Genomic DNA, 24,466 nt, shown 5'->3' with positions numbered 1-24,466 from the left:
CGCCTCGATAAGGCGGGTTTTCAGCGGCGGCGCGACTTGACGGCCTTGGCCGCGACCTTTGGCGTGTCCCTTGGAGTACCCGTCACGCTCGCCTTCCCGGGCGCCTTCACTGCGGCCTTCCCTCCCACTTTCACCCCCGCCTTGGCCGCCCGTTTCACCGCGCCGCCGGCCGGCTTGGGCACGGCATCGTCCGGAGCGGCCGTCGGGGCTCGCTCGCTGGCCATGGCCCGCCCTGGCAGCAGGCGTGCGGCCAGCTCGGCCAGGTGTGCGGCCGTGCGTTCGAGCGCACCGTCATGGAATTGCACCAAGGCCAGGGCTTCATGGAAGCGAGCCAGGCGCTCCAGGCGCTTGACCATGGCCTCCAGCTGCGCCGGCCGTGCCGTCACACCGTACAAAGCCTCCAGATACGCGGCGGCCAGGTCCTCGTAGGCGCGCCGCCCGTCCTCACCGGACCGGCCCAGGCTGCCGTCCAGCAGGCGCTCGACCAGCAAAGCCTCGGGCTGGATCAGCAAGTCCCAGGGACTGGGCTCGATCGCGAACTTTTGCGCCGCACTGCGCCGGCATTGCTGGGCCAGGGCGATGGCCGCGTCGCGCTGGGCCGGGCTTTGCCAATCGGTCAGCGCATCCAGCGCCAGACGATAGAGCGCATGGCAGGGGCTGAAGTTCTCGCTGCCCGGCTGGCCCTCGCCGGCCTGGTAGGCCGCCACGCTGCGCTGCAAGGCTTGGTTCATCAGGCGCGCCGCTTCATCACGCTGGGCCGGGTCCAGGCGGGTGCTGAGCAGACGGCGCGCCTGCAGGCCTGCCAGACGCTGCCAGGCGCTGCCGCGCAAGGCCGTGCGTTCGCTGTGGCTGGATGGAGCCGGGGCTTGTACCTGGGCCTCTCCCTGCGGCCCAGCCAGCAAGGCATCGAGACCATCCAGGCGCTGCAAGGCCAGCTCGATCAGCGCACTGCCATGACCGTCCAGCGGCTTGCCGGCCGACCAGGCGGACACCGCCTCGGCCTCGCCGAGCCGGGTTTCCACATCGACCAGCTTTTCCAGATCCGAGATGGGCACCGCACCGGCCCGGTCCACCGATTGCACGGCATGCAGCAAGGCCTCGCGGGCCAGGGCCAGCTGGCCCAGCTCCATCCAGGTCCTGCCCAGGGCCGATTGCAGCTGCGGCAGTTGCAGCCAGCCTGCCGGGCAGCGCTGCGCCAAGGAGCTGCGCACCTGCTCGCCCAAGGCGGCCAACTCGCGTTCGCTCAAGGGTTCGCGGCGGCGCGACAGTTCGGCACGCAGGCGCGCCAGCTCGTCCAGCAGCTCCTCGGGCGAGACATAGGCCGGCGGGCCGTCGCCGCCGGATTCCCCACCGCCATAGCCCTGCGCCTGCCCGGCCGGTTCGGCCACCCAACCCGGATCCCCATAGGCTTGGAAGGCGCCCCAGGTGATGTCCTCGGGGTGGCTGTCCCAGACCGCGCGCCGGGCACGGAAGACGGCGTCGCCGAAACTCTGGCGGCGCAGGAGCAGCTGTTCATAGAAGACCTCACCGAAGCGCCGCGCCGACTCGTCGTTGACGGCCCAACCGGCGACGATGACGCAGCGCACGCCGATCTCGATCAACTCACGTGCCACGCTGGCGGCCAGCTTGTTGCTGCCCTGGCCCTTGCCCGCCGGGTCCACCTGGCCGAGGTGGCAGCAGTTCAGGAACACCAGCTCGGGAACGGTCTCCATCGCGTCGATTTCGGCCGCGGTGATCAACAGGCCATCGGACAGCAGCACGCCGCTGCGTGCCTGGCCGTCGGCATGGACGAGATTGAAGACACCGTGGGCCGAGATGTGCAGCAGGCGCCAGGGCCGGCTGTAGAGCTTGGCCAGCACATCGCTGGCGCGCAGCCAGTTGCCCACCAGGGGCTCGACCTCGTAGCCGATGCGGCTCAACAAAGACGCCGTCTGATTGCCTTCGGTTTCAGCACCGGGCAGGTCGGGCGGCGTGCCGCTGGGCTGGCCGCCGATCATCGGGAAGCCCTTGGCAAAGCCTTCGCTGCTCGGGTTGGCAATCACCAGGGCGCGGCGGCCGCTGCCCTGACGCACCACATTGCGGAAGCGCGGCGAGGCCAGCTGGCGCACCACCGCCGTGCGCAGGGCCAGGGGCAGTTTCTCTTCGGCCGGCCGCTCGGGGTCGTCGGCCAGCAGCAGCTCCCAGGGCAGATTGGCGGTGTAGGCATCGACCACCAGCACCACCCGGTCCAATTGCCGCGCCGCATCCTTGAAGTCATGCGGCACCATCAGCTGGAACAGAAGGCGGCCGAAATCCTCGTTCCAGCTCGGGTTGCCGATCTGCTGGCTGACCAGCTGTTCAATCAGACCGGGCTGACGCTGCAGGGCCACCGATTCGGCCCGCGCGCGCTGGCCGACATAGGTGTAGCGCAGGCGCTGGGCCAAGGGCGCAGCGGCCGTGCCCTCGGCGGCAGGCGCATCGGCGTTGCGGTCGGCATCGGCAATGATCAGGCGCGGCCAGTAGCTGGCACTGCCGGCATCGAAGAGGCGCGAGCGCCAACCCTCGCCCTGAGCGAGCTCGGGGCGGCACAGCAGGGCCGTGCCCTGGCGCTCGGCCTGGGCGCTCAGCGGTGCGCTGAGCTGGCGCAAGGCATAGGTGGCACTGATGGCGGTGTCGAGGTAGAGCTCGATCAGATCCAGGCGGCCGATGCGGATGTTCAGACCGGTGGTGGCAAAGAAGCGCGCATTGGCCTCCATCACGCCGCGCACCAGGGCCTCGACAGAGGCGGCCACGGTCAGATTGGCCGAGGAGTTATAGCCCAGCAGCAGGCTGGCCAGGGGCAGCTCGCGCTCGCCCTTGCCCAGCACGTCGATGACTTGCAGCAGATAACGCAGCGCCCCGGTGCGCACCGCCTCGGTCAGATCGGCCGGGTTGAGGGGCCGGTCGTAAGAGCCCAGGCCGGTCACCACGGCGCCGCTGAGATGGCCGCGCCGGCGCTCAGCGTCGCCGGGCACGCGCAGCACCACCGTGGCCGTGCCGCGGCTGCCCGCGTACAGGCCCAGGCTGTGGCGCTCACTGAGTTCGCCATTGAGCAGCTCGCGGTCGATCAGGCTTTCGGCGCCGGCAATCGGGTCGCGCTCGTAATGCCCCACCAGGATGGGGTCGGTGACAAAGCGCAGGTCCATGGCACGCACTTGCACCTCGAGGCGGCGCTTGGTGCGGGCCGGCACACGGTCGCGCGAGGAAGCCCCGAGCAGGCCACGCAGCAAGGCGTCAGGGTCTTCGGCGCTCGGCGGGCCGGCGTCGTAATGGGTGGGCGTGGCCAGTTCGATGGCACGTTGCGCCGGCGGGTTGACGGCCAGGCGGGCCGTGTGGCCCGAGGTCAGCAGCTCGACCAAGGCGCCAAAGTAGGCGGCGCTGGCGGTCAGGTCGCCATGGGCCACCGGCATGTAGAAAAAGCGGCCGATACCGCCGATGCGGCCGGAGTCCCAGCTGACCGTGCCGTCCCCGCGTGTCGTGCCCACCATCTTCAGGCGGCGCGACTCGTCCGAGCCTTCGATGCGAATGCCGCAAGGGGTGTTGGGCGCCTGGCCGAAGATGTAGATGCTTTTGGCGGTGTAGGCCGCCGGCAAGCTGGGCTGGGCCAGGCCGTCCTGCTGCCAGAGCCAGCTGGCGGCGTCCAGCACGGGCTGCGGCGGCGTGCCGGCGCGGCCGGTGCCGAACCAGAAATCACGCACCAGGCCTTTCAACTCGACCCAGGTTTCGGCCCGCTGGTAGGCCAAGCTGGCGCCGCCCTCGGGCAGGCCCTGGAAGGTGTCGACAAAGCCAGGCTTGGGCAGCAGCTGCAGCGCGCCGCGGAAGCCGGCAATGATGTCCAGCACCTCCTGCATATCGTGCGCCATGTCCAGGCGCACCAAGGTGCGCAAGGTGTCACCCTTGCCGATCAGGTTCTCGACCATGGAATGCGCGCCCTGGTGCGGCGTACCCAGCATCAGCAGGCGGGCGCCCTCGCGGGCCATCAGCGTGTCCATGACGGCGCGGCGCTTGTGGATGCAGGCACGCACGACCAGGCCGCCCATGCTGTGGGCGAGCAGGCGGACGGGCTGATCGCTCTCCTTCAGCAGGCGGTCGAGGAACTCGCCCAGGCGCTCGGCCAGCACATCGAGCGGCTGGCGCCAGTCGTAGGGGAATGGCTCGACCCGGTGGCTGGAAGCCAGCTGTTCGCAAAGCTTGCCGTAGAACATGGCAAACAGCTCGTCGGCCTCCACGCCGGCCCCGCTGTCCTGCCAGGCCAGCTTCTCGAGCCCGCCGGCGGCGATGTCCAGCGGGTCGAACCAGACCCGGTCCTTGGGCCCGGCACGCAGATGCGAGCCCATCACGCCAGGCAGCACCACGACAATGGGACGCAGGTCAGCACCGACCGCGCGACTTGCACTCGCCTCCAGGGCGGCGGCCATGGCCGCGGCAAAGCCTGCCTGATCCGGCAGTGCATGGAAGGCCGGCAGCAGAGCCGGCTCGGCATGGGTCAGCCAGTCACGCAAAGCGCCGCGCGTGTCGGCATTGACGAAGTAACGGAAATGCGAAACATCAGCGCCGCGGTCGAACAGCACGCGGGCATCGAACTTGGGCGCGACGCCAGCCAGCATGGCGCTGGTGTTGACGACCAAATCGTTGTCGTCCATGTCAAAGAGCAGGTAGTCGGTCAGCATCACGCCGAGCCGGCGCAACAGGCTCCCGCCCTCGATGTCGCCGGCGATCACCGACATCTGCGTGCCCGGCCGCACCGGTGCTTCACGCAAGAGGCGCGCCAGCGGCGAGTCGGGCAGCATGGCCTCGATGCCGGGCACCAAGTGGGCATCGGTGCGGTTCTTGGCGATCTCGATCACCACGCGTTTGAAGGCCGAGTACAGCGGGCTGCCGAAGAACACGGGCACGCGGCCAATCAGGTTCAAGAGGCCAGACAAGAAGACATCGAAATTGCCGCTGGCCAGCTTGGTGCCACTGGCCGGCGAAGCGGCGCGCACATAACGCTGTACCACCAGGCGGCGCTTGCGCAGCACAGTGGCCAGGGTGCGCAGCTGCTCGCGCTGCTCGGCGTGGGCCGTGTCGAGCTCGCCGCGGATGCGCCGGTTCTCCGCTTCATCGGCCACACCCATGCCTTCGAAGGCATAGGCGTACTGCTCGATCAGGCGGTCGAAGTCTCCCAAGCAGAGCAGGTCGGCCACCAAGCCGCCGCGTGAATGCGACACCAGGTTGACATGGGCACCGATGGGCAAAGAGCTCGCCAGAGCAATGGCGTTCTCGATCGGACTCTCGGACAGCGTGCGGTGCTCGAAGCCGAAGATACCGCCGGGGAAGCGCGCCTCAAGTGCCCCCCAGAGGTCGCGGTCACCGCTGCGCAGTTCGCCAAAGCTGCCCAAGGTGCTGGAGCCTGTGCCGTGAACGAAGACCAGCAGGGGCTTGGCGGTGGCCGGATCGACCGGCTTTTTCAGATCGAGCCCGCTGGGGGCCAGGTCTTGCGCCTTGCCCGTGGCGGAGACCCAGCGGTAGAGGCCGGGCTCCTGGTCCAGCTGGCTCTCGATCGCCCACATCAGGGCGCGTGTGCCGGCCCAACTGACACCCAGCTCGGCCTTGTCTGCCAGCTTGCTCAGGGCCAGCTGGATGATGGCGTCAGGCTTGTCGCCGGCCACAAAGCTGAAGACCTTGCTGATCAGGCCACCGGCCGCCTCGCCCAGGCCGCGGCTGGGTGCAGCGCCTTGCTGGCGCAGCTGCTCCAGCAAGATGGCCCCGGTCTCGGGGTCCAGCAACTCGGGGTGGCTGAGCTGCAGGCTCTGCTGCAGACGCGCGACGCTGGTGATCAAGCTGCTGCCATCGGCCAGCTCGATCAGCAGCAAGGTCTCGGGCGCCAGATCGCTGCGCTGCGGCGCGGCAGCGGCCGCACTGCTGCGCGCCGCCGGGCTCAGCTCGTAGCTGGCCAGAGGCTGCAGATAACCCTCGGGCAAGAACACATCGGCCTGCTCCTGGGCGGTGCCGGCCGCGCGCGTAGCCGGGTTCAGCAGCTGCGGCAGCTGCGCCTGGGCGGCGGCGCGCGCACTGAGTTGGAGGGTGATCTTGGCAGCAGGCATGGCGGGCTCCGACTCGGCTCAGACAGTGAAAGGCTTCTGCGCCAGGAAGCTGGCGGCGGCACCCAACACGAACAAATTGGGCGACTGGCTGGGCGGCAAGCCAGCGCGGATGCGGGCATGGAAGGCCGAGTAGTTGCCAACGAAGGCGCCGTTGTTCCAGACCTTGAGCAGCTGGCCGGTGAAGGCACCGTTGTGAGGGCCGTCCATGGAGGTCTGGTTGTCCTGACAGCCCGAGATCAAGACCACGGACGGGCCGAAAGCTCCGACCAAGGCGGTGGCGTGCGCGGCGGCACCCACCAGGGCCAGGGCGGCATCGGGGTCCACCGCGACCTTGGTCGCAGCCGCCAGCACCTCGTTCTGCAGCTTGTCGTAGAAGGCTTTGTGCTCGCGGTAGACGCGGTTGGCCACTTCTTCGGGCATGAGCTTGGGGCGCTGGTCGGCCGGCGGCGGCGGCGCGGGGAAGGCTCGGGTGACGCTGCCACTGTGGCAGCTGTCGGACAGCACCAGGATGCGCACGCCGGCGGCGAAGCGGCTGAGCTCGAAATACAGCTCGTCGTCGATCAGCTGGCCGTCAAAGAGACACCAGGTCTCGTCCTTCTTGTCAGGCTCGTCGCCATTGGCATCGCCGACCTGGCCGCCATGGCCTGAGTAGCTGAGCAGGTAAAAATCACCCAACTTCAGCGTCTTGGCGGCTGCACGCATCTGCGCCAGCACGGCGGCGCGGGTGGCCTTCTTGGTCAGCAGCACCGATGGCTTGGCGATGCCTTTGGATTTGGCGATCGCCGCCATGTCATTGGCATCGAATTCGCAAGCCGCCAGAGGGCCACTCCAACCGCCATAAGCCGTCGGGCTGACGGCATTGAGGCCGATGTGCAAGGACGCCGCCTTGGGCTTGGGCATGGGAAAGGGCTTGGCGGCGGCGGCCGGAGTCTTGGACGCGGCGCGGGTTTTGCTGGCCATGGTTGTTGTCTCCTGAACAATGTTGCTGAGGGGTGGCCAGCAGTCCCGCCCAGGTGGGCGACGCGGAGCCGGCGGCCATCTTGGGCGACATGCGGAGCGGACGAAACCCCTAGGTTCAGGATGGTGAAGCGAAGCGGCACCCTGCCGGCATAAAAAAACCGCCCCGGGATCAGCGGGGCGGTTTCGTCGGCAGGTGCTGCGGCTGCAGCGCCGGGGGTCAGACCTTGCGGCGGCGAGCCAGCCAGCCGATCACACCCAGGCCGCTGAGGAGCAGCGCATAAGTTTGCGGCTCGGGTACGGAAGCGACTGCAGCGACACCGGTGTCGGTGAAGTCGGTGAAGATGCCGTCCACGCCCAGCTTCAAATAGGCTTCCATTTCCTTCTGGGGGTTGTCAAAGCCCAGCATGGAGGCGTCGTTGCGGAAGGTCCAGGTGTGCACAAACAGGCCATTGGCATGGGCCGCTTCGATCACGCCGGTGCTGCCGTCGACACGGCGGTCTTTGCCATTGACCACACCATCGCCGGTGCGGTCGATACCATCATCCACGGTCTTGAGCAGATAGGGCTTCCAGGGGCCGACGCCGTCGGCGTAGGTCGCGACGAAGGACAGGCCGACATTGCTGACCAAGTCTGCAAAGGTCAGCTTGCCATTGCGCACGGCCACATCGAAGGGGCGGTCGTAGGGCGCCACCAGAGACATCGAGCCGTCGGCATTGACGTCATCGGCATCAACCAGCTGCACCAACTTGATGTCCGTCTTGGTGTTCAGGTACTGCAGATTGCTGACTTCAAAGCTCTGGATGAAGACCGGAGCCGAGCCCGTGTTGCCGTAGGCGGCATGCAGGGTCGAGACCAGCTTGTCTTCGAAGTAAGTCTTGCCGAAACCCAGGCTCTGCGACACGCCTTGCATATACGTCGAGTGCTTGAGTTCAGGATAGATGCCGATGGTGCGGCCGGTCTCAATGCTCTTGGCCTTGGCCAGGGCGATCACCTCGTCCAGGGTCGGGATCTTGAACTGGCCATCGAACTCGGTCGGGCGGCCGGCGCGGGTTTGCATGGCGCCCAGGGTCTTGAGCTCGGCCAGGGTGAAGTCTTCGACGAAAAACTGGTTCGTGTACTTGACGCCGTCGATGGTCTTGGTGGTCATGCGGTCGGCGAACTGGGCCAGCGAGCGCACATTGGTCGAGTCGCCGATCACCGGCTCATGACGGGCAACCAGGATGCCGTCACGGGTCATCACCAGATCGGGCTCGATGTAGTTGGCACCCAGCTGGATCGCCTTGGCATAGCCTTCCAGCGTGTGCTCAGGCAGATAGCCCGAAGCGCCGCGGTGGGCAATCACCAAGGGGGCATTGCCGTCCAGGGTGTTCCAGGCCTGGGCCGGTGCAGCAGTGAGGCTCATGGCCGCCGTGCTGGCCAGCAGCAGAGGTTTCAAAATTTGCGAGGGCTTGTGCATGGGTGTCACTCCTTTGAAATGCAATTGCTCAACAACTGCCATATTCAAAGAACATGATGACAAAGACCCACCTGGGGCGAGCTCAAACATGAGCTATTCGGCTTACTGAGTGACTCTAAAGATCCTCAAACTGCAGTCAAGGATCAGAATCCGCCAGCATCAAGAGCTGGGCGACTACCGCCACCGCGATCACTGCCGGCTGCTTGCCCTGGATGCCAGCCAGGCCGATCGGGCAGCGCACCTGGGCCAGTTCGGCCTCGCTGAAGCCGCGCGCCAGCAGGCGCTGGCGGAAGCTCGCCCATTTGCTGGCACTTCCGATCAGGCCGATGAAGGGCAGGTCGCCGCGCTCGCGCTGGCGCGCCAGGCAGGCGGCGACGATGTCCAGGTCTTCGGCGTGGCTGAAGCTCATGATCAGCACCTGCGAGCCCGAGGCAAGACCTGGCACCGCCGCCTGCACCGGCTGCGAGTGCTCGGCCAAATGGACTTGCGCCGCCAGCTCGGGCGGGAAGACCTCGTCACGGCTGTCCAACCATTGCAGCTCAAACGGCAGATCGATCAAGAGCTTGACGATGGCCCGGCCGACATGGCCGCCGCCGAACAAGGCCACCGGCTGGCGCGTCTCGGGCGCCAGCAGCCGGGCGCGCAGGCCGGCGATGTCTGCCGGCCCCAGGCGCTCGAAGCGCAGCTGCACGACGCCGCCGCAGCATTGGCCCAGGCTGGGGCCCAGGGCGTAGCGGCGCACAACGCCGCCCGGTTCGGGTCCATTCGCAGCCAGCAAGGCCTGCGCTTCAGCGCTGGCGTCGAACTCCAGCCGGCCGCCGCCAATGCTGCCGATCTGCTCCCCAGCACTGAGTGACATCCAGGCGCCCAGCTCGCGCGGCCCACTGCCCTGCACGCCCGCCACGCGCACCAGCACCGCGGGCTGCCGCGTCAACAGCAATTCCAGCGCGGCGATCTCGCGGCTCAATGCACTCATGTCGATGGAATCCCGAACCGCTCAGCTGCCACGATAGGTGGAGTAACTCCAGGGGCTGAGCAAGAGCGGCACGTGGTAGTGCGAGCTTGCATCGGCAATGCCGAAATCCAGAGGCACTTCATCCAGAAAGGCTGGCTCCGGCAAGGCCACGGCGCGCGACTTGAAGTATGCCGCCGCCGCGAACACCAGGCGGTAGCGGCCGGGCTGAAAGGTCTCGCCTTCCAGCAGCGGCGCCGGGGCGCGGCCATCGGCATTCAATGTCAGGCTTTGCAGCAGCTGCGGGCTGCCGCTGGCGTCCAGGCGGTAGAGGCGCACGGCCATGCCGGCAGCCGGGCTGCCGTGCATGGTGTCGAGCACATGGGTGGTGAGCTTGCCCATTGAGTTCTCCGAAAGCCAGGAATGAAGCCCATTTGAGGCCGCCCGGCGTTTGTTTTCTGAAAGCCAAAGTGTATACACTTCAGCACACAATGCGAGCCAAAGCCCCGCCCCCTGCCCTTTCAAGCCAAGCGCCCGATGATGAACCGGCTTCGAGCACCGAGCGCATCACGGCCGCCATCACTGCGGCCATCGTCGAGCGCCGCCTGATGCCGGGCACCAAGCTGGCCGAGCAGAAGCTGGCCGACATTTTTTCCGTCTCGCGCACCCTGGTGCGCCAGGCCCTGAACCAGCTCAGCCGCGACCGCCTGGTGACGCTGACGCCGGCACGCGGCGCCTTTGTGGCCGAGCCCAGCGTCGAGGAAGCGCGCCAGGTCTTCGAAGTGCGGCGCATGCTGGAATCCAGCCTGCTGGCTCAGCTGGTCGAGCGGATCACGCCGGCCCAGCTGGCCGAGCTGCGCCAGCACCTCAAGGCCGAGGCCCAGGCCATCGCTCGCACCGATGTGCCGGGCCGCACCCGGCTGCTGGCCGATTTCCACCGTCTGCTGGCGCGCATGCAGGGCAATGAGGTGCTGGCCCAGCTGCTGGGTGACTTGCTCTCGCGCAGCTCCCTGATTTCGCTGATGTACCAAAGCGACCACTCGGCGGCCGAGTCGCATGCCGAGCATGTGGCCCTGGTCGACGCACTGGAGGCGCGCGACAAGCGCGCGGTGCAAAAACTGCTGCGCGACCACCTGGGCCATGTCGAAACCAGCCTGCGCTTGCAGCCGCGTGTGGCGGACCTGGCCCAGGCCCTGAAGTCATGAGCCCCTCTCATCTGGAGCACCAAGACATGAGCTACCCCCGCGACCTGATCGGTTACGGCGCCCAGCCGCCACAGGCCCAATGGCCCGGCCAGGCCCGCATCGCCCTGCAGTTCGTGCTGAACTACGAAGAAGGCGGCGAAAACTCGGTGCTGCACGGCGATGCCGGCAGCGAGCAGTTTTTGTCCGAGATGTTCAGCCCGCCGGCCTTTCCGGCGCGGCATCTGAGCATGGAAGGCATTTACGAGTACGGCTCGCGCGTCGGCGTCTGGCGATTGCTGCGCGAGTTCGAGCGGCGCGGCCTGCCGCTGACCGTGTTCGGCGTGTCCATGGCCCTGGAGCGCCACCCCGAGCTCTGCAGCGCCTTGCAAAGCCTGGGCCATGAGGTGGCCTGCCACGGTTGGCGCTGGATCAGCTACCAAAACGTGGACGAGGCCACCGAGCGCGAGCACCTGCAGCGCGGCATGGACATCCTGACCCGCTTGCTCGGCGAGCGCCCGCTGGGCTGGTACACCGGCCGCGACAGCCCGAACACCCGCCGCCTGGTGGCCGACTTCGGCGGCTTCGAGTACGACAGCGACTACTACGGCGACGACCTGCCCTTCTGGCTGAACGTGCGCAAGAGCGACGGCAGCCTGGCGCCGCAGCTGGTGCTGCCCTACACGCTCGACTGCAATGACATGCGCTTCGCCCTGCCCCAGGGTTTCAGCCATGGCGACGAGTTCTTCGAATACCTGCGCGACAGCTTCGATGTGCTGTATGCCGAGGGCGCAGAGACGCCTCGCATGATGAGCGTGGGCATGCATTGCCGCCTGCTCGGCCGGCCCGGCCGCATGCGAGCGCTGCAGCGCTTTTTGGACCATGTGCAGCAACACGATCGTGTCTGGATCTGCCGCCGCATCGACATCGCCCGCCACTGGCGCGCCACCCACCCCTTCGACGCCAACACCGCTTTTGTCTGGGAACGCTGAGCCATGAGCCTGAACCTGAACACCCTGAACGCGGCCAGCGTCGAGGACTTTGTCACCCTGCTGGACGGCGTCTACGAACACTCGCCCTGGATCGCCCGACGCGCCGCGTCCGCACGGCCCCTGCTTAATCTGACGGCGCTGAAGCAAGCCCTGGCCCAGGTGGTGCGCGAGGCCAGCGAGGCCGAGCAGCTGGGCCTGATCCGCGCCCACCCCGAGCTGGCCGGCAAGGCCATGCTGGCGCGCAGCCTGACGGCTGAATCCACGGGAGAGCAAAGCCGCGCGGGCTTGAGCGACTGCAGCCCCGAGGAGTTCGCGCGCATCCAGCAGCTCAACACCGACTACAACGCACGCTTCGGCTGGCCCTTCATCCTGGCCGTGCGCGGGCCGCGTGGCCTGGGCCTGAGCCGGGCCGAGATCATCGCCACTTTTGCGCGCCGCCTGGCCCAGCCGGCCGATGTGGAAAGGGCCGAATGCCTGCGCCAGATCCACCGCATCGCCGAGATCCGCTTGAATGACAAGTTCGGGGTCGAACCCATCCTCGGCAACCGCATCTGGGACTGGGCGCGGGCGCTGGCCCAGCATTCCGAGCCGGGCTTCCGCGAGGTCGGCCAGCTGACCGTCACCTACCTGACGGAGGCCCACCAGGCCGTGGCCGCGCAGTTGCAGACCTGGATGCGTGAATGCGGCTGCGACGAAGTGAACATCGACGCGGTTGGCAATGTCGTCGGGGTCTATCACGGAGCGAAGGCGGACGCGCCGCGCCTGCTAACCGGCAGCCACTACGACACCGTGCGCAATGCCGGCCCGCACGACGGCCGCCTCGGCGTGCTGCTGCCCATGGCCTGCGTGCGCGAGCTCCATGCCGCCGGGCGCCGCCTGCCCTTTGCCATCGAGGTGGTGGCTTTTTCTGAAGAGGAAGGCCAGCGCTACCCCGCCACCTTCCTGGGCTCCAGCGCCCTGACGGGCCAGTTCGACCCGGCCTGGCTGGAGCTGCAAGACCGCGAGGGCATCACCATGCGCTCCGCCATGCAGGCCGCCGGCCTGCCCGGCACGATGGAGGCCATCGCGGCGCTGGCGCGCGACCCTGCCCGCTACCTCGGCTTTGTCGAGGTGCACATCGAACAAGGCCCGGTGCTGCACGGGCAAGACCTGGCCCTGGGCGTGGTCACCTCCATCAACGGCAGCCGGCGCTACCTGGGCGAGGTGATCGGTCAGGCGGCACACGCCGGCACCACGCCCATGGGCCAGCGGCGCGATGCGGCGGCCGCGGTGGCCGAGCTGCTGCTGTTTGTCGAGCAGTGTGCAGCTGCCAGTACAGGCACCGTGGGGACGGTGGGTCAGCTGCAAGTGCCAGCCGGCTCCATCAATGTGATTCCCGGCCGCTGCCAGTTCAGCCTGGACCTGCGTGCACCCAGCGACGCCGCCCGCGACGCGCTGGACGCGGAGGTGCGCGAGGCGCTGATCCGCATCTGCGAGCGCCGTGGCCTGAGCTGGACGCTGCAGCCCACCCTGGCCGCCAATGCCGCGCCCAGTGACCCGAGTTGGCAAGCCCGCTGGGAAGGCGCCGTGGCCGCCACCGGCTGCCAAGTCTTCCACCTGCCCTCGGGCGCCGGCCATGACGCGATGAAGCTGCACGAGCGCATGCCCCAGGCCATGCTCTTTGTGCGCGGCCAGAACGAGGGCATCAGCCACAACCCGCTGGAGTCGACCAACAACGACGACATCGAGCTGGCCGCCCAAGCTTTCACCCACCTGCTCGATCACCTGGCCACGGAGGGCCACACGCCATGACAAACGCCGCCCTGAACTACGCCAAGCTCGACGCTTGGGTCGACGCCCATTTCGACGAAGAAGTGCGCTACCTGCAAGCCCTGGTGCAGGTGCCCACCGACACGCCGCCGGGCAACAACGCGCCCCATGCCGAGCGCACCGCCGAACTGCTTGCGGCCATGGGCTTGAACGTCGAGAAACACGCCGTGCCCGCCGAACTGGTGCAGGCCCAGGGCATGGAGAGCATCACCAACCTGATCGTGCGCCGGCGCTATGCGGAGGGCGGGCCGGTGGTGGCACTCAATGCCCACGGCGATGTCGTGCCGCCCGGCGAGGGCTGGAGCCATGGGCCATACAGCGGCGAGATCGTCGATGGCCGCCTGTATGGCCGCGCCGCCGCCGTGAGCAAGAGCGATTTCGCCAGCTACACCTTCGCCTTGCGCGCGCTGGAGGCCCTGCAGGCCGAGGGCGCCGTGGCCCTGCGCGGCGGCCTGGAGCTGCACTTCACCTACGACGAAGAATTCGGCGGCGAGCTGGGCCCTGGCTGGCTGCTCAAGCAAGGTCTCAGCAAGCCCGACCTGCTGCTGGCCGCCGGCTTCAGCTACCAGGTGGTGACCGCACACAACGGCTGCCTGCAGCTGGAGGTGACGGTGCACGGCCGTGCCTCGCACGCCGCCTACCCCAGCACCGGTATTGATGCGCTGCAAGGCGCTATGGCGATTCTGCAAGTGCTCTACGCCCAGAACGATCTGTACCAGAAGGTCAGCTCCGAGGTGCCCGGCATCAATCACCCCTACCTCAACGTCGGCCGCATCGAGGGCGGCAGCAACACCAATGTCGTGCCCGGCCGTGTGGTGTTCAAGCTCGACCGCCGCATGATTCCCGAGGAAGACCCGGTGGCGGTGGAAGCCAATCTCCGTGAGCTGATCCGCGGCGCCGCGGCCCGCTGCGGCGGCAATGCCGCCGGCGTGACGGTGGACATCAAGCGCCTGCTGCTGGCCCGCTCGCTCAAGCCCCAGGCCGGCAACAAGCCGCTGGTCGAGGCCCTGCAGAAGCATGGCGAAGCCGTGTTCGGCGAGCCCATCCCGACCTCGGGCACGCCGCTCTACACCGATGTGCGGCTGTACGGCGAACACGGCATCCCGGCCGCCATCTACGGCGCCGGGCCGCGCACGGTGCTGGAAAGCAATGCCAAGCGGGCCGACGAGCACCTGCAGCTGGAGGACCTGCGCCGTGCCACCCAGGTGATCGCCCGCAGCCTGCTGGACCTGTTGCGCGCCTGAACCAACGGGCACCGTTGCCAAGCAAGCCGGCGGAGCCCTGCGCTCATTCATGCCACACTCGAGGCGTCGCAACCGATTGCTACGCCTGACTTCGTGGACCAACGACGCGCCCGCCTCCTGCTTCCCGCCCTGGGCATGGCCGCCGGACTGTGTCCCGCGGCCGCCGCCCTGGCCTTGGGCAAGCCACGCGCCGAAGCGGGCCGGCCCGGCCCGCTCAAGCTGCTCAGCTACTACGACTACCCGCCCTTTGTCACCGGCCCGCAGCAAGGCCTGAGCTTCGAGCTGGTGACGTGGCTGAGGCAGCGTGCCGACGATGTGCTGGACACGGTGGAGCTGGAGCTGCTTCCGCGTCGCCGTGTCGATGTTCAGGTACGTCAGCCGCAGTGGGCGGGCTTGGTCCCCTGGGTCTCCCCCGCCTGGTTCCCCTCGCCCGAGCAGGCGCAAGCCTTGATCTGGTCAGCGCCCGTGATGAATGACGAGGACCTGGTGCTGTCCTTGAAGCGCAGACCCTTCGAGTACGAGGGCCCGGCCTCGCTGCGCGGCCAGAAGCTGGGTGGCATCTACGGCCATGTTTACACCGACGCCGACCCGCTGGTCGGCCGTGGCGAGCTGCAACGCCTGGACTCCTTCACCCAGGAGGCAAATTTGCGCATGCTGATGTTGGGCCGTGTGGATCTGCTGTTCCTGTCGCGCAGCGGCCTGGCATGGTGGCGCCAGCGCCTGCCCCAGTTCGACGAGCACATCCATGTGGCAGCCCAGCCGCGCATGCGCTACCAGCGCCACCTGATGCTGTCACGTGACCTGCAAGAGCCTCTGCGCGAGCGCCTGCTGCAGCTGGCCCAGACCATGGGCGCCGACAGCCAGTGGCGCGAGGTGATGCGGCGTTACGGCCTGCTGGGCCAATCGGCTGAGTTGCAGAACAGCGCCCAGCTCTGAGTTCTTGCGCGCCATCAAGGCCGGCATTCGCCAGGCTCATAGAATCGCGCCCTGACTTCAGCCAGCGACACCGACACCTCATGAGCACCTCTCTGCGCCCTCTTGCCCTTGCCCTCGCCACCACCCTCGGTCTGCTTGCCAGCGCCAGCAGCTGGGCCCAGGTGGACATCAGCCAGGCCTGGGTGCGCGCGACCGTGGCCCCGCAAAAAGCCACCGGTGCCTTCGTGCAGCTCAAGGCCAAGAGCGACAGCCGCCTGGTCGAGGTGCGCTCCTCGGTGGCCGGCGTGGCCGAGATCCACGAGATGAAGATGGAAGGCAGCACCATGAAGATGCGTGCGGTCGACGGCCTGGACCTGCCGGCCGGCCAACTGGTGGAACTCAAGCCGGGCAGCTTCCACATCATGCTGATGGACCTGAAGAAGCCGCTGGCCGCCGGCGAAGCCGTGGATCTGACCCTGGTGTTCGAAGGTCGCGACAAGAAACGCGTGGAACAAGAAATCAAGGCCGAAGCCCGCGCCATGGGCAAGCCGGCCGCCGAACACGCCCACAAGCACTGACGATGCCCCAACGCGAGCGGCCAGCCCTGGCCGTTTGCCTACAATCGCGCCCGTGCTTCACCTGACCCCGCTCCGCCGCCATGCCCGCTTTTTCAGCGGCTGGGTGGCCTGCTGCGTGCTGCTGATGGCGCTGGCGCCGGCCCTGAGCCAGGTGCTGGGCGCCCTGCGCGGCGAGCCCAGCAGCTGGAGCCAGATCTGCCGCAGCAGCGTGGTGTCGCCACGCGCCCAGCAGTCGGTGCTGGCCGCGCGCCAGGCGGCGGACAAGGATTCGCTGCACGGCCTGTTCCACCATTGCCCGGCCTGCGATCTGCAAGCCCAACAGGCGGCCGCCCCGCCGCCAGCGCAGCAGGCCCTGCCCCTGCTCAGCTCTCTCCGCCAGGCCATGCCGGTGCGCTTCCTCAGCGCGCCGCAAAGCGTGCATGCCTGGGCGCCGCCACAGTCGCGCGCACCACCCCTCCTCTCGCTGGCCTGATTCACCAGCCGGGCCCCGGCCCGCAGCCTTGCCGCACGCGCGTTCTCGCGTGCAAGCCGCTGCGGTGCTCCAGGGCCTTGTTCTCCCCCAGTGTTCATTTCTGAGCCGCGCGCTCTGCCGCCACCGCTGCGTGGCGCCCGGCGCGAGGCTGAATCGATCGAGTGCGAATCTTTCCACCCATGCATCAACTCCCCCGACCGACCGCCCTGGTCCTGGCGCTGGCCGCCGCTTACCTGCCTCTGACCGCCCTGGCCTGTGACGACTGCGACGAGGGCGCCAGCCCTGTCGCGGCCCAGCAGACGTCTCAAAAAATCTCCGCTGAAAGCGAACCCTCCGGCGCAAGCCCCACCCGCAAGCTCGGCCTGGTCAGCGTCAGCGGCCAGGCCCTGAGCTCGCTGCCGAGCCAGATCCCCACCACCATGGAAGGCATCAGCGCCGCCGAGATTGCGCGCACCATCAACGCGACCGATTCTGAGGACGCGCTGAAATACCTGCCCAGCTTGCTGGTGCGCAAGCGCTATATCGGCGACTACAACCATGCGGTGCTGTCCACCCGCGCCTCGGGCACGGGCAACAGCGCCCGCTCGCTGGTGTTTGCCGATGGCATCCAGCTCTCCAACCTGCTGGGCAACGGTGCCGGTTTCACGCCGCGCTGGGGCCTGGTGACGCCCGAAGAGATAGCACGCGTGGACGTGCTCTACGGCCCCTTCTCGGCCGCCTACTCAGGCAACTCGGTCGGCGCGGTGGTGGACTACCAGACCCGCATGCCCAAGGCCTTCGAAGCCCATGCCAAGCTGGGCCTGTTCCAGCAGCCTTTTGATCTCTACAACAGCCATCGCAGCTACAGCGGCCACCAGGCCAGCGCCTCGCTGGGCGACCGGGCCGGCGCCCTGTCGTGGTGGATCCATGTCAAGCGCCTGGACAGCGAAGGCCAGCCCCTGACCTTTGTCACCAAGCTGGTGTCCAGCGGCAAGCCGGTCAATGCGGCCTCGCTGCCGGTCAGCGGCGCGGTGCTGGACGCCGACAAGAGCAATGCGCCCTGGCAAATCCTCGGCACCGGCACCCAGTACCACACGGTGCAGGACCACGCCAAGCTGAAGCTGGCCTACGACTTCGACAGCCAGCTGCGCGCCAGCTACAGCCTGGCCTGGTGGCACAACCAGAGCGAGGGCGTGAGCGAAAGCTATCTGCGTGATGCCGCCGGCAACACCGTCTACAGCGGCGCCAATGTCGCGATCGACGGCAAGCAGTACAGCGTTGCCAACACCGATTTCGGCCAGAGCCGTGACCGGCTCAGCCACCTGATGCATGGCCTCACGCTGAAGAGCTACACACGCGGCCCCTTCGACTTCGAGCTCAGCGCCAGCCAGTACGACTACCGCAGTGACACCGCCCGTTCGCCCAGCAGCCCGAAAAGCCTGGCCCGCCCCGCGGCCGACCAGGGCGGTGCCGGCCGCCTGACCGATCTGGGCGGCACCGGCTGGACCGCACTGGCCGCCAAGGCCATCTGGCGCCCCAGCGGCAGCGACCATGTGCTGGACCTGGGCCTGCAGCAAGAGCGTTATGTCTGGCAACAGACCACCTCGGACACCGAGGACTGGATCAGCGGCGCGCTCAGCGCCCTGTTCACCGCCTTCAGCGGCAAGACCCAGCTGCGCAGCGCCTATGCCCAGGACAGCTGGACCCTGAGCCCGACGCTGAAGACCGTGCTGGGCCTGCGCGCCGAGGAATGGCAGGCCATGGACGGCCGCAAGACGGCCGCCAACGGCACGCCCCTGGCCTTTGCCGCGCGCAAGCAGCGCTTTCTCTCGCCCAAGGCGGCCCTGGGCTATGAGCTGAACGAGGACTGGACGCTGCGCGTTTCCACGGGCCGGGCGGTGCGCATGCCCACCGTGGGCGAGCTTTACCAAGGCGGCGTCAGCAGCACCGGTGTCTATCTGCCCAATGACCCGACGACCAACCCGGATCTCAAGCCCGAGCGCGGCTGGACCAGTGAGTTCAGCGCCAGCTGGAGCCAGGGCAAGCAGCAGCTGCGCAGCACCCTGTTCCACGAGAACACACGCGACGCGCTGTACTCGCAGCTGAGCAGCAACCCGGCCGACCCGAGCAAGACCATCAGCAGCGTGCAGAACATCGGCCGCATCCGCACCCTGGGCCTGGAGCTGGCTTACTCGGCTCAGGACCTGGGCGAAAGCCTCGGGCTGAAAGGCCTGGAGCTGCAAAGCAGCCTGACCTATGCCGACTCCAAGATCCTGGAGAACAGCGGTTTTGTCAGCACCCCCGGCGACACCATCGGCCGCCAACAGCCGCGCGTGCCGCGCTGGCGCGCCACGGTGCTGGCCAGTTATGCCGTCCAGCCGAACCTGCATCTGAGCTACGGCCTGCGCTACTCGGGCCCGCAGTACGGCACGCTCAACAACAGCGATCCGAATGGCTTCACGTATCAGGGCTTCTCCAAGTTCCTGACCGCTGACCTGCGCCTGCAATGGAAGCTGGACAAGCAGTGGACCCTGGCTGCCGGCATCGACAACCTCAACAACGACAAGTACTGGGCCTTCCATCCCTACCCGAACCGCAGCTATCACGCCGAGCTCAAGTTCGACCTTTGATTGATTGATTGATTGATCGAGAAAGAACCCGCACATGAAACTTCAAACTCAAACCCTCTTTCCCCTGCTGCTGTCCACCCTTGCCATGCTCGGCGCCAGCAGCGGCGCACAGGCCCATGTGACCCTGGAACAGCCCGAGGCCATCGCCGGCACGCCCTACAAGGCCGTGCTGCGCGTGGGCCATGGCTGCGAGGGCTCGGCCACCACCCGCATCACCGTCAGCCTGCCGGCCGGCATGCGCGGCGCCAAACCCATGCCCAAAGCCGGCTGGACCCTGGCCCTCAAACGCGAAAAACTGGCCAAACCCTACGAGAGCCATGGCCGCGCCGTCACCGAAGACGTGGTGGAGCTGAGCTGGACCGCGCAGAACGAAGCCGCTTACTTGCAGGACGAGTGGTACGACGAGTTCGTGCTGCGCGGCAGCCTGCCCGACACGCCCGGCGCGATCTGGTTCAAGGTGCGCCAGAGCTGCGTCAAGGGCGAGTGGAACTGGGCCGAGCTGCCCGCCAGCGGTGACTCGACCCAGGGCTTGAAGGCGCCTGCCGTGCGCCTGATGCTGCGCGCGCCCAGCCCGGCCGCGTCCGCCGAGCACAAGCACTGAGCGAGCGAAGCGCACCGAAAGCCCCCGCCCGAGTGAGGGAAACAGCCGCCCTTCAGCCGGTCTGATTCACCTTTCTTGGGCGGGGCTTCCCCCGATGATGCGTGCTGAGCCTGATTCGGCTCGCATCCGTACGCAGTGGCCGCAGGCCGTCAAGGGGGTTCCATGCAGTTTTTGAAGAATTTGACGATCGCCCGAAAGCTCAGCGCCGCCTTCGGCCTCATTGCGGCCATCTTGCTGCTGCTGGCCTTGTTCAGTTACCGCCAAGTCCATCTGGTGCAGATGCACTCCTTGGATATCAGCAGCAACTGGCTGCCCTCGGTTCGCTACGCCAGTGCCCTGAACGGAGACCTGAATGAATTCCGCGTTGGTGTGCTGCTGCGCGTGAACGCGAGCAATCCAGAACAAGTGAGTTCCGCTGAGAGCGCCATGAGCCAAGCCCTGGAAGAACTCAAGCACGACATGGAGCAATACGAGAAGCTGATCTCCAGTTCCGAAGAGCGCAAGCTCTTTGACGAGTTCCGCTTGAATTGGAGCAACTACCAGTCTGTCATCAAGGAGGCCCTGGGTGCCGCCGCCGCCGGCAAACAAGAAGAAGCCCGCCAGTTCACCTCCGGCAATGCCCGCCAGGCCTTCACTTTGGCCCATGAGGCGGTGAACAAGGTGGTGGAACTCAACAGCAAGGGCTCAGACAAAGCTGCTGCCAACAGCGACGAAGTCTACAAGTCTGCTTTGGCTGGTTTGTTGCTCGTCTCCGTGCTGGCCCTCGCTGCCGCTGCCGTGATGGCCACGGCCCTGATCCGCGGCATCACCGCACCGCTGAGCCAAGCCGTCGAGGCCGCAGACCGCGTCGCTGCGGGCGACCTCAGCCAAAGCATCGAAAGTAACTCCCAGGACGAGACCGGACAGCTCTTGAGCGCCTTGCAGCGCATGCAAGCCAGCCTCGCCGGCACGGTCGGCTCGGTGCGCGATGGCGCCGAATCGGTGGCCACCGCCAGTGCCGAGATTGCCCAGGGCAATGCCGATCTGTCCTCGCGGACCGAGGAGCAGGCGTCCTCGCTGGAAGAGACTTCGGCCACCATGGAAGAGCTGAACGCCACCGTGCGCCAGAACGCCGACAACGCCGCCCAGGCCAATCAGCTGGCCCAGAGTGCAGCCCAGGTGGCACGCGATGGCGGCCAGGTGGTGGGCGAGGTGGTGGAGACCATGCGCGGCATCGAAGGCAGCTCGCGTCGCATCTCGGACATCATCAGCGTCATCGACGGCATTGCCTTCCAGACCAACATCCTGGCCTTGAACGCGGCCGTGGAAGCAGCGCGCGCTGGCGAGCAGGGCCGTGGTTTTGCCGTCGTCGCCAGCGAGGTGCGCAATCTGGCCCAGCGCAGCGCCGACGCCGCCAAGGAAATCAAGAGTCTGATCAATGACTCGGTCGAGCGTGTGCAGACCGGCACCCAGCTGGTCGACCGCGCCGGCCAGACCATCCAGGACATCGTCGGTTCGGTGCAGCGCCTGGCCGACATCGTCGGCGAGATCAGCAGCGCCAGCCGCGAACAGAGTTCCGGTATCGGTCAGGTCGGCGAGGCCGTCACCCAACTGGACCGCGCCACCCAGCAGAACGCAGCCCTGGTGGAAGAAAGCGCGGCGGCCAGCGAAAGCCTGCGCAACCAGGCCCAGGGCCTGCTCGCGGCCGTGGCGAGCTTCAAGCTCGCCCTCCATGGCACGCACAAGGCGGCACTGTCGCCCCAGCGCAGCCCGGTCAAATCCACCCACCAGCACAAGCCGGCCAGCACGTACAAACAGCCGGCCGCCAAGCCAGCGCCAGCGGCACGCAAGGCGACCGCCTCATCCCCCTCACCGGCAGCCACCCGGCCGCCTGCTGCAGCCCCCGCGCCGGCCGACGACGGCGGCTGGGACACCTTCTAAGCGTTCACACAGCGAGCTGGCCGCGTGCGCCCCGCTGGAGTTCGCTCCAGCGCCCGCGCTCGCACCAAGGCCGCGCTGCGCGCGCAATCACGGTCATCGCAGCCCCACGCCGCCTTCCCTCGAAGGCGCTGTCCCGGGCGATGACTTGCGCTCTTGACAGGCCCCGGCGGCAACGCCGGGGCCTTTTTTGCTGGGCTACTTTCGGCACAAAGCAGCCGAATACAAAAGGCAACCACAGAGGCACGGAGGCACAGAGAAATACAAAGCTGAATTGGTTTTAGCTCTGTGCCTCCGTGCCTCTGTGGTTGCATTTGAATTTCAGCAATGTGCCGAAGCCAGCCCCTCGCAGCCACCGCCCTCAAGCCGCCAGCAAGGTCTCCAGACACTGCTCGCGCAGGCCGTAGAAGCGTTTGATCTCGGCGATCTGGGCCTGCAGCTCGGCGCGGCGGGCGGCACTCAGGGGCTGGCTGCGTTTGACAGCCAGGATCATCTTGTTCTTGCTGGTGTGCTCCAGGGCCACGAACTCGAAGACCTGGGTGTCGTAGCCCTCGGCCTCCAGCAAGAGCGCACGCAGACCATCGGTGACCATCTCGGCTTCCTGGCCGAGATGAATGCCGTGCTGCAGCAGCGGGCGCAGCTGGGCCGGCATCTGCATCTGCGGGCGGATCTGCTTGTGGCAGCAAGGCGAGCACATGATGACGCGCGCACCGGTGCGCAGGCCGAAATGGATGGCGTGGTCGGTGGCGATGTCGCAGGCATGCAGGGCGATCATGACGTCCAGACGCAGCGGTGTGTAGCTGCGCACATCACCATGGTCGAAACGCAGGCCGGCCATGGCGTGACGCTGCGCCGCTTCATTGCACAAGCGCACCATGTCCTCGCGCAGCTCGACGCCGGTGACATGGGCCTGCTTGCCCTGGCTGTGCAGCCAGTCATGCATGGCGAAGGTCAGATAGCCCTTGCCCGAGCCGAAATCAGCGACATGGACGTCGGCGCTCTCGGCCAGGCCGGAGTTCTTCAGCGCGGCAGCGAAGATTTCGATGAATTTGTTGATTTGCTTCCATTTTCGCGACATGGCCGGTACCAGCTGCGCCTCGCCCCGCACCAGGTGGCTCAGGCCCAGGTCCAGCCAGAAAGGACGGCCCAGCTCCAGATAACGCTGCTTTTCCTTGTCATGGCCGGCCTCGGCCGCCACCGGCACCGCCGCCGGCGTGGCCCGCCCCATGCGCAAGCTGGGCCGCCCTTTGCGGCTGAACACCAACTGCACCTCCTCGCCCTGGGTCTGCAAATGGGCGCTGTGGAACTGCGCGCCCATCAGCGTGGCCAGCAGCTCCAGGCCCTCGGCCAGAGGCAGATTCTTGGTGATGTCGCGGGTCTGGTAGCGCCAGAGCAGACTGAGCTGACGCTCGCCACGCAGATGTACCTCGCGCACCATCAGGCGCTCCAGCTGCGCTTCCTCGCCGACATACTTGCTCAGCAATAACTTGACGAAGCTGCCATTGGCCAGGGCCGTTGCCAGAAGGCGCTGGAAACGGACGCTGGCATCGGCCTGGGCGGCCGGCGGCGCGGCATCGGGGATCAAGTGGGTGAACATGGTGCAGCTCTGGGCAAATGCCGATTTTCCCCCATCGCGAGCCTCACTAAAATCCGCCCATGAGACTTCCACTGCCTTTGCCCCGCATTCTCGCTGCTTTGACCCTGCTGACCAGCACGTCGCCGTTCGCCGCAGACAAGACGCCCTTGCTGCGCAACAGCCTGGGCCAGCCCTATGTATTGATCCCCGCCGGTGAATTCATCATGGGCCGCCAGGAAAGCGCCGAGGCCTTGGCCGAGGCTTACCCCACGCTTGAGCGCCGGCGCTTTGACAAACTGCAAGATGAAACGCCGGCCCATCGCGTGCGCATCAGCAAGGCCTTTTGGCTGGGCCAGCATGAGGTGACGGTGGGCGAGTTCCGGCGTTTCTTACAGGCCTCCGGCCATGTGCCGGAGTCGCTGGCCGACGGCACCGGCGCCTACGGCTACAACCCGGACTACGACCCGGCCAGCAGCGCGCGCGGGGACGCCTTCGAAGGGCGGCTGCCGCGCTACTCCTGGCAGAACCCCGGCTTCAAGCAGAGTGACGAGCACCCCGTGGTCAATGTCACTTGGTTTGACGCCGTCGCCATGGCCGCCTGGCTCAGCAAGACCGAGGGGCGGCGCTACCGCCTACCCAGCGAAGCCGAGTGGGAGTATGCGGCGCGCGCCGGGAGCAGCAGCCGCTACCACTCGGGAGACGCGCCCGAGTCCCTGCTCAAGGTCGCCAACGTCTTTGACGCCGATTGCGCGCCGCTGTGGCCGCAATGGCAGGCGCAGGCCCTGCGCGGTCATGACGGCCATGCTTTCACCGCCCCGGTGGGCAGCTTCGCCCCGAATGCCTGGGGCCTGCACGATATGCACGGCAATGCCTGGGAATGGGTGGCCGACTGGCACGGCGAGGACTACTACGCGAACTCGCCGAGCGTGGATCCCCAAGGCCCGGCCACCGGCGATGTGCGGGTGCGCCGGGGCGGTTCCTGGCACACCTGGCCGCTCTACGCCCGCAGCGCTTTTCGCAATTGGAACGCGCCCGATACGCGCTATGTCCTGCTCGGCTTCCGCTTGCTGCGCGAGGCTGACTGAAAAGTGCCCGGCGCC

17 protein-coding genes are annotated in these 24,466 nt (G+C 67.3%); 11 read left to right on the top strand and 6 right to left on the bottom strand.

What is annotated here, in order from left to right; translation table 11 throughout:
- Window positions 1-20: 20 nt before the first annotated feature.
- From LNV23_RS15050 to uraH, 5 genes are all read right to left on the bottom strand, one after another.
- A complete protein-coding gene (locus LNV23_RS15050) occupies window positions 21-6,104 on the bottom strand; it encodes a DUF7379 domain-containing protein (protein ID WP_263563704.1) in 6,084 nt (2,027 codons plus the stop codon).
- An 18-nt stretch (window positions 6,105-6,122) separates the two neighbouring features.
- Window positions 6,123-7,064, bottom strand: coding sequence for a caspase family protein (locus LNV23_RS15045; RefSeq protein ID WP_263563703.1), 942 nt, complete (start codon window positions 7,062-7,064; stop codon window positions 6,123-6,125).
- A gap of 217 nt (window positions 7,065-7,281) precedes the next feature.
- Window positions 7,282-8,520 (bottom strand): glycerophosphodiester phosphodiesterase, encoded by a 1,239-nt coding sequence (locus LNV23_RS15040; protein ID WP_263563702.1) that lies wholly within the window; start codon window positions 8,518-8,520, stop codon window positions 7,282-7,284.
- Window positions 8,521-8,656: 136 nt separating this feature from the next.
- Window positions 8,657-9,496: a xanthine dehydrogenase accessory protein XdhC gene (gene xdhC / locus LNV23_RS15035; protein ID WP_263563701.1), complete on the bottom strand. Its 840-nt coding sequence runs from the start codon at window positions 9,494-9,496 to the stop codon at window positions 8,657-8,659.
- 21 nt (window positions 9,497-9,517) lie between these two features.
- Window positions 9,518-9,874 carry a hydroxyisourate hydrolase gene (gene uraH, locus LNV23_RS15030; RefSeq protein ID WP_263563700.1) on the bottom strand — a complete coding sequence of 119 codons (357 nt, stop codon included), beginning with the start codon at window positions 9,872-9,874 and terminating at the stop codon, window positions 9,518-9,520.
- An 89-nt stretch (window positions 9,875-9,963) separates the two neighbouring features.
- Between uraH and LNV23_RS15025 the strand changes: the two genes are divergently transcribed.
- The 10 genes from LNV23_RS15025 (at window position 9,964) to LNV23_RS23990 (ending at window position 21,793) form a co-directional block, all read left to right on the top strand.
- Window positions 9,964-10,677 (top strand): GntR family transcriptional regulator, encoded by a 714-nt coding sequence (locus tag LNV23_RS15025; protein ID WP_263563699.1) that lies wholly within the window; start codon window positions 9,964-9,966, stop codon window positions 10,675-10,677.
- On the top strand, window positions 10,674-11,645 hold the full coding sequence (puuE, locus tag LNV23_RS15020) for an allantoinase PuuE (protein WP_263563698.1): 972 nt from the start codon (window positions 10,674-10,676) through the stop codon (window positions 11,643-11,645). The genes LNV23_RS15025 and puuE overlap by 4 nt, the downstream gene beginning before the upstream one ends.
- 3 nt (window positions 11,646-11,648) lie before the next feature.
- On the top strand, window positions 11,649-13,436 hold the full coding sequence (uraD, locus tag LNV23_RS15015) for a 2-oxo-4-hydroxy-4-carboxy-5-ureidoimidazoline decarboxylase (RefSeq protein ID WP_263563697.1): 1,788 nt from the start codon (window positions 11,649-11,651) through the stop codon (window positions 13,434-13,436).
- On the top strand, window positions 13,433-14,698 hold the full coding sequence (locus LNV23_RS15010; RefSeq protein ID WP_263563696.1) for a M20/M25/M40 family metallo-hydrolase: 1,266 nt from the start codon (window positions 13,433-13,435) through the stop codon (window positions 14,696-14,698). The genes uraD and LNV23_RS15010 overlap by 4 nt, the downstream gene beginning before the upstream one ends.
- A 93-nt stretch (window positions 14,699-14,791) precedes the next feature.
- On the top strand, window positions 14,792-15,634 hold the full coding sequence (locus LNV23_RS15005; protein WP_263563695.1) for a substrate-binding periplasmic protein: 843 nt from the start codon (window positions 14,792-14,794) through the stop codon (window positions 15,632-15,634).
- Window positions 15,635-15,714: 80 nt separating this feature from the next.
- Window positions 15,715-16,191, top strand: coding sequence for a copper chaperone PCu(A)C (locus LNV23_RS15000; protein WP_263563694.1), 477 nt, complete (start codon window positions 15,715-15,717; stop codon window positions 16,189-16,191).
- 52 nt (window positions 16,192-16,243) lie between these two features.
- Window positions 16,244-16,663 carry a DUF2946 family protein gene (locus LNV23_RS14995; RefSeq protein WP_263563693.1) on the top strand — a complete coding sequence of 140 codons (420 nt, stop codon included), beginning with the start codon at window positions 16,244-16,246 and terminating at the stop codon, window positions 16,661-16,663.
- A gap of 179 nt (window positions 16,664-16,842) precedes the next feature.
- Window positions 16,843-19,272, top strand: coding sequence for a TonB-dependent receptor (locus tag LNV23_RS14990; RefSeq protein ID WP_263563692.1), 2,430 nt, complete (start codon window positions 16,843-16,845; stop codon window positions 19,270-19,272).
- Window positions 19,273-19,306: 34 nt separating this feature from the next.
- Window positions 19,307-19,873 (top strand): YcnI family copper-binding membrane protein, encoded by a 567-nt coding sequence (locus LNV23_RS14985; RefSeq protein ID WP_263563691.1) that lies wholly within the window; start codon window positions 19,307-19,309, stop codon window positions 19,871-19,873.
- Between the two features lie 180 nt (window positions 19,874-20,053).
- A complete protein-coding gene (locus tag LNV23_RS23990) occupies window positions 20,054-21,793 on the top strand; it encodes a methyl-accepting chemotaxis protein (protein ID WP_318023242.1) in 1,740 nt (579 codons plus the stop codon).
- Between the two features lie 358 nt (window positions 21,794-22,151).
- Here the strand turns inward: LNV23_RS23990 and LNV23_RS14970 are convergent, their stop codons facing one another.
- A complete protein-coding gene (locus tag LNV23_RS14970) occupies window positions 22,152-23,387 on the bottom strand; it encodes a class I SAM-dependent methyltransferase (RefSeq protein ID WP_263563690.1) in 1,236 nt (411 codons plus the stop codon).
- 59 nt (window positions 23,388-23,446) lie between these two features.
- Here LNV23_RS14970 and LNV23_RS14965 point away from each other — a divergent pair, with 59 nt between their 5' ends.
- Window positions 23,447-24,451 carry a formylglycine-generating enzyme family protein gene (locus LNV23_RS14965; RefSeq protein ID WP_263563689.1) on the top strand — a complete coding sequence of 335 codons (1,005 nt, stop codon included), beginning with the start codon at window positions 23,447-23,449 and terminating at the stop codon, window positions 24,449-24,451.
- Window positions 24,452-24,466: the final 15 nt, after the last annotated feature.

The sequence above is a fragment of the Kinneretia sp. DJ1R-11 genome (genome assembly GCF_025717595.1).
Taxonomy (GTDB): domain Bacteria; phylum Pseudomonadota; class Gammaproteobacteria; order Burkholderiales; family Burkholderiaceae_C; genus Paucibacter_A.
Note: the sequence above shows the minus strand (reverse complement) of the source record. Positions and strands in the feature narration are given on the sequence as shown.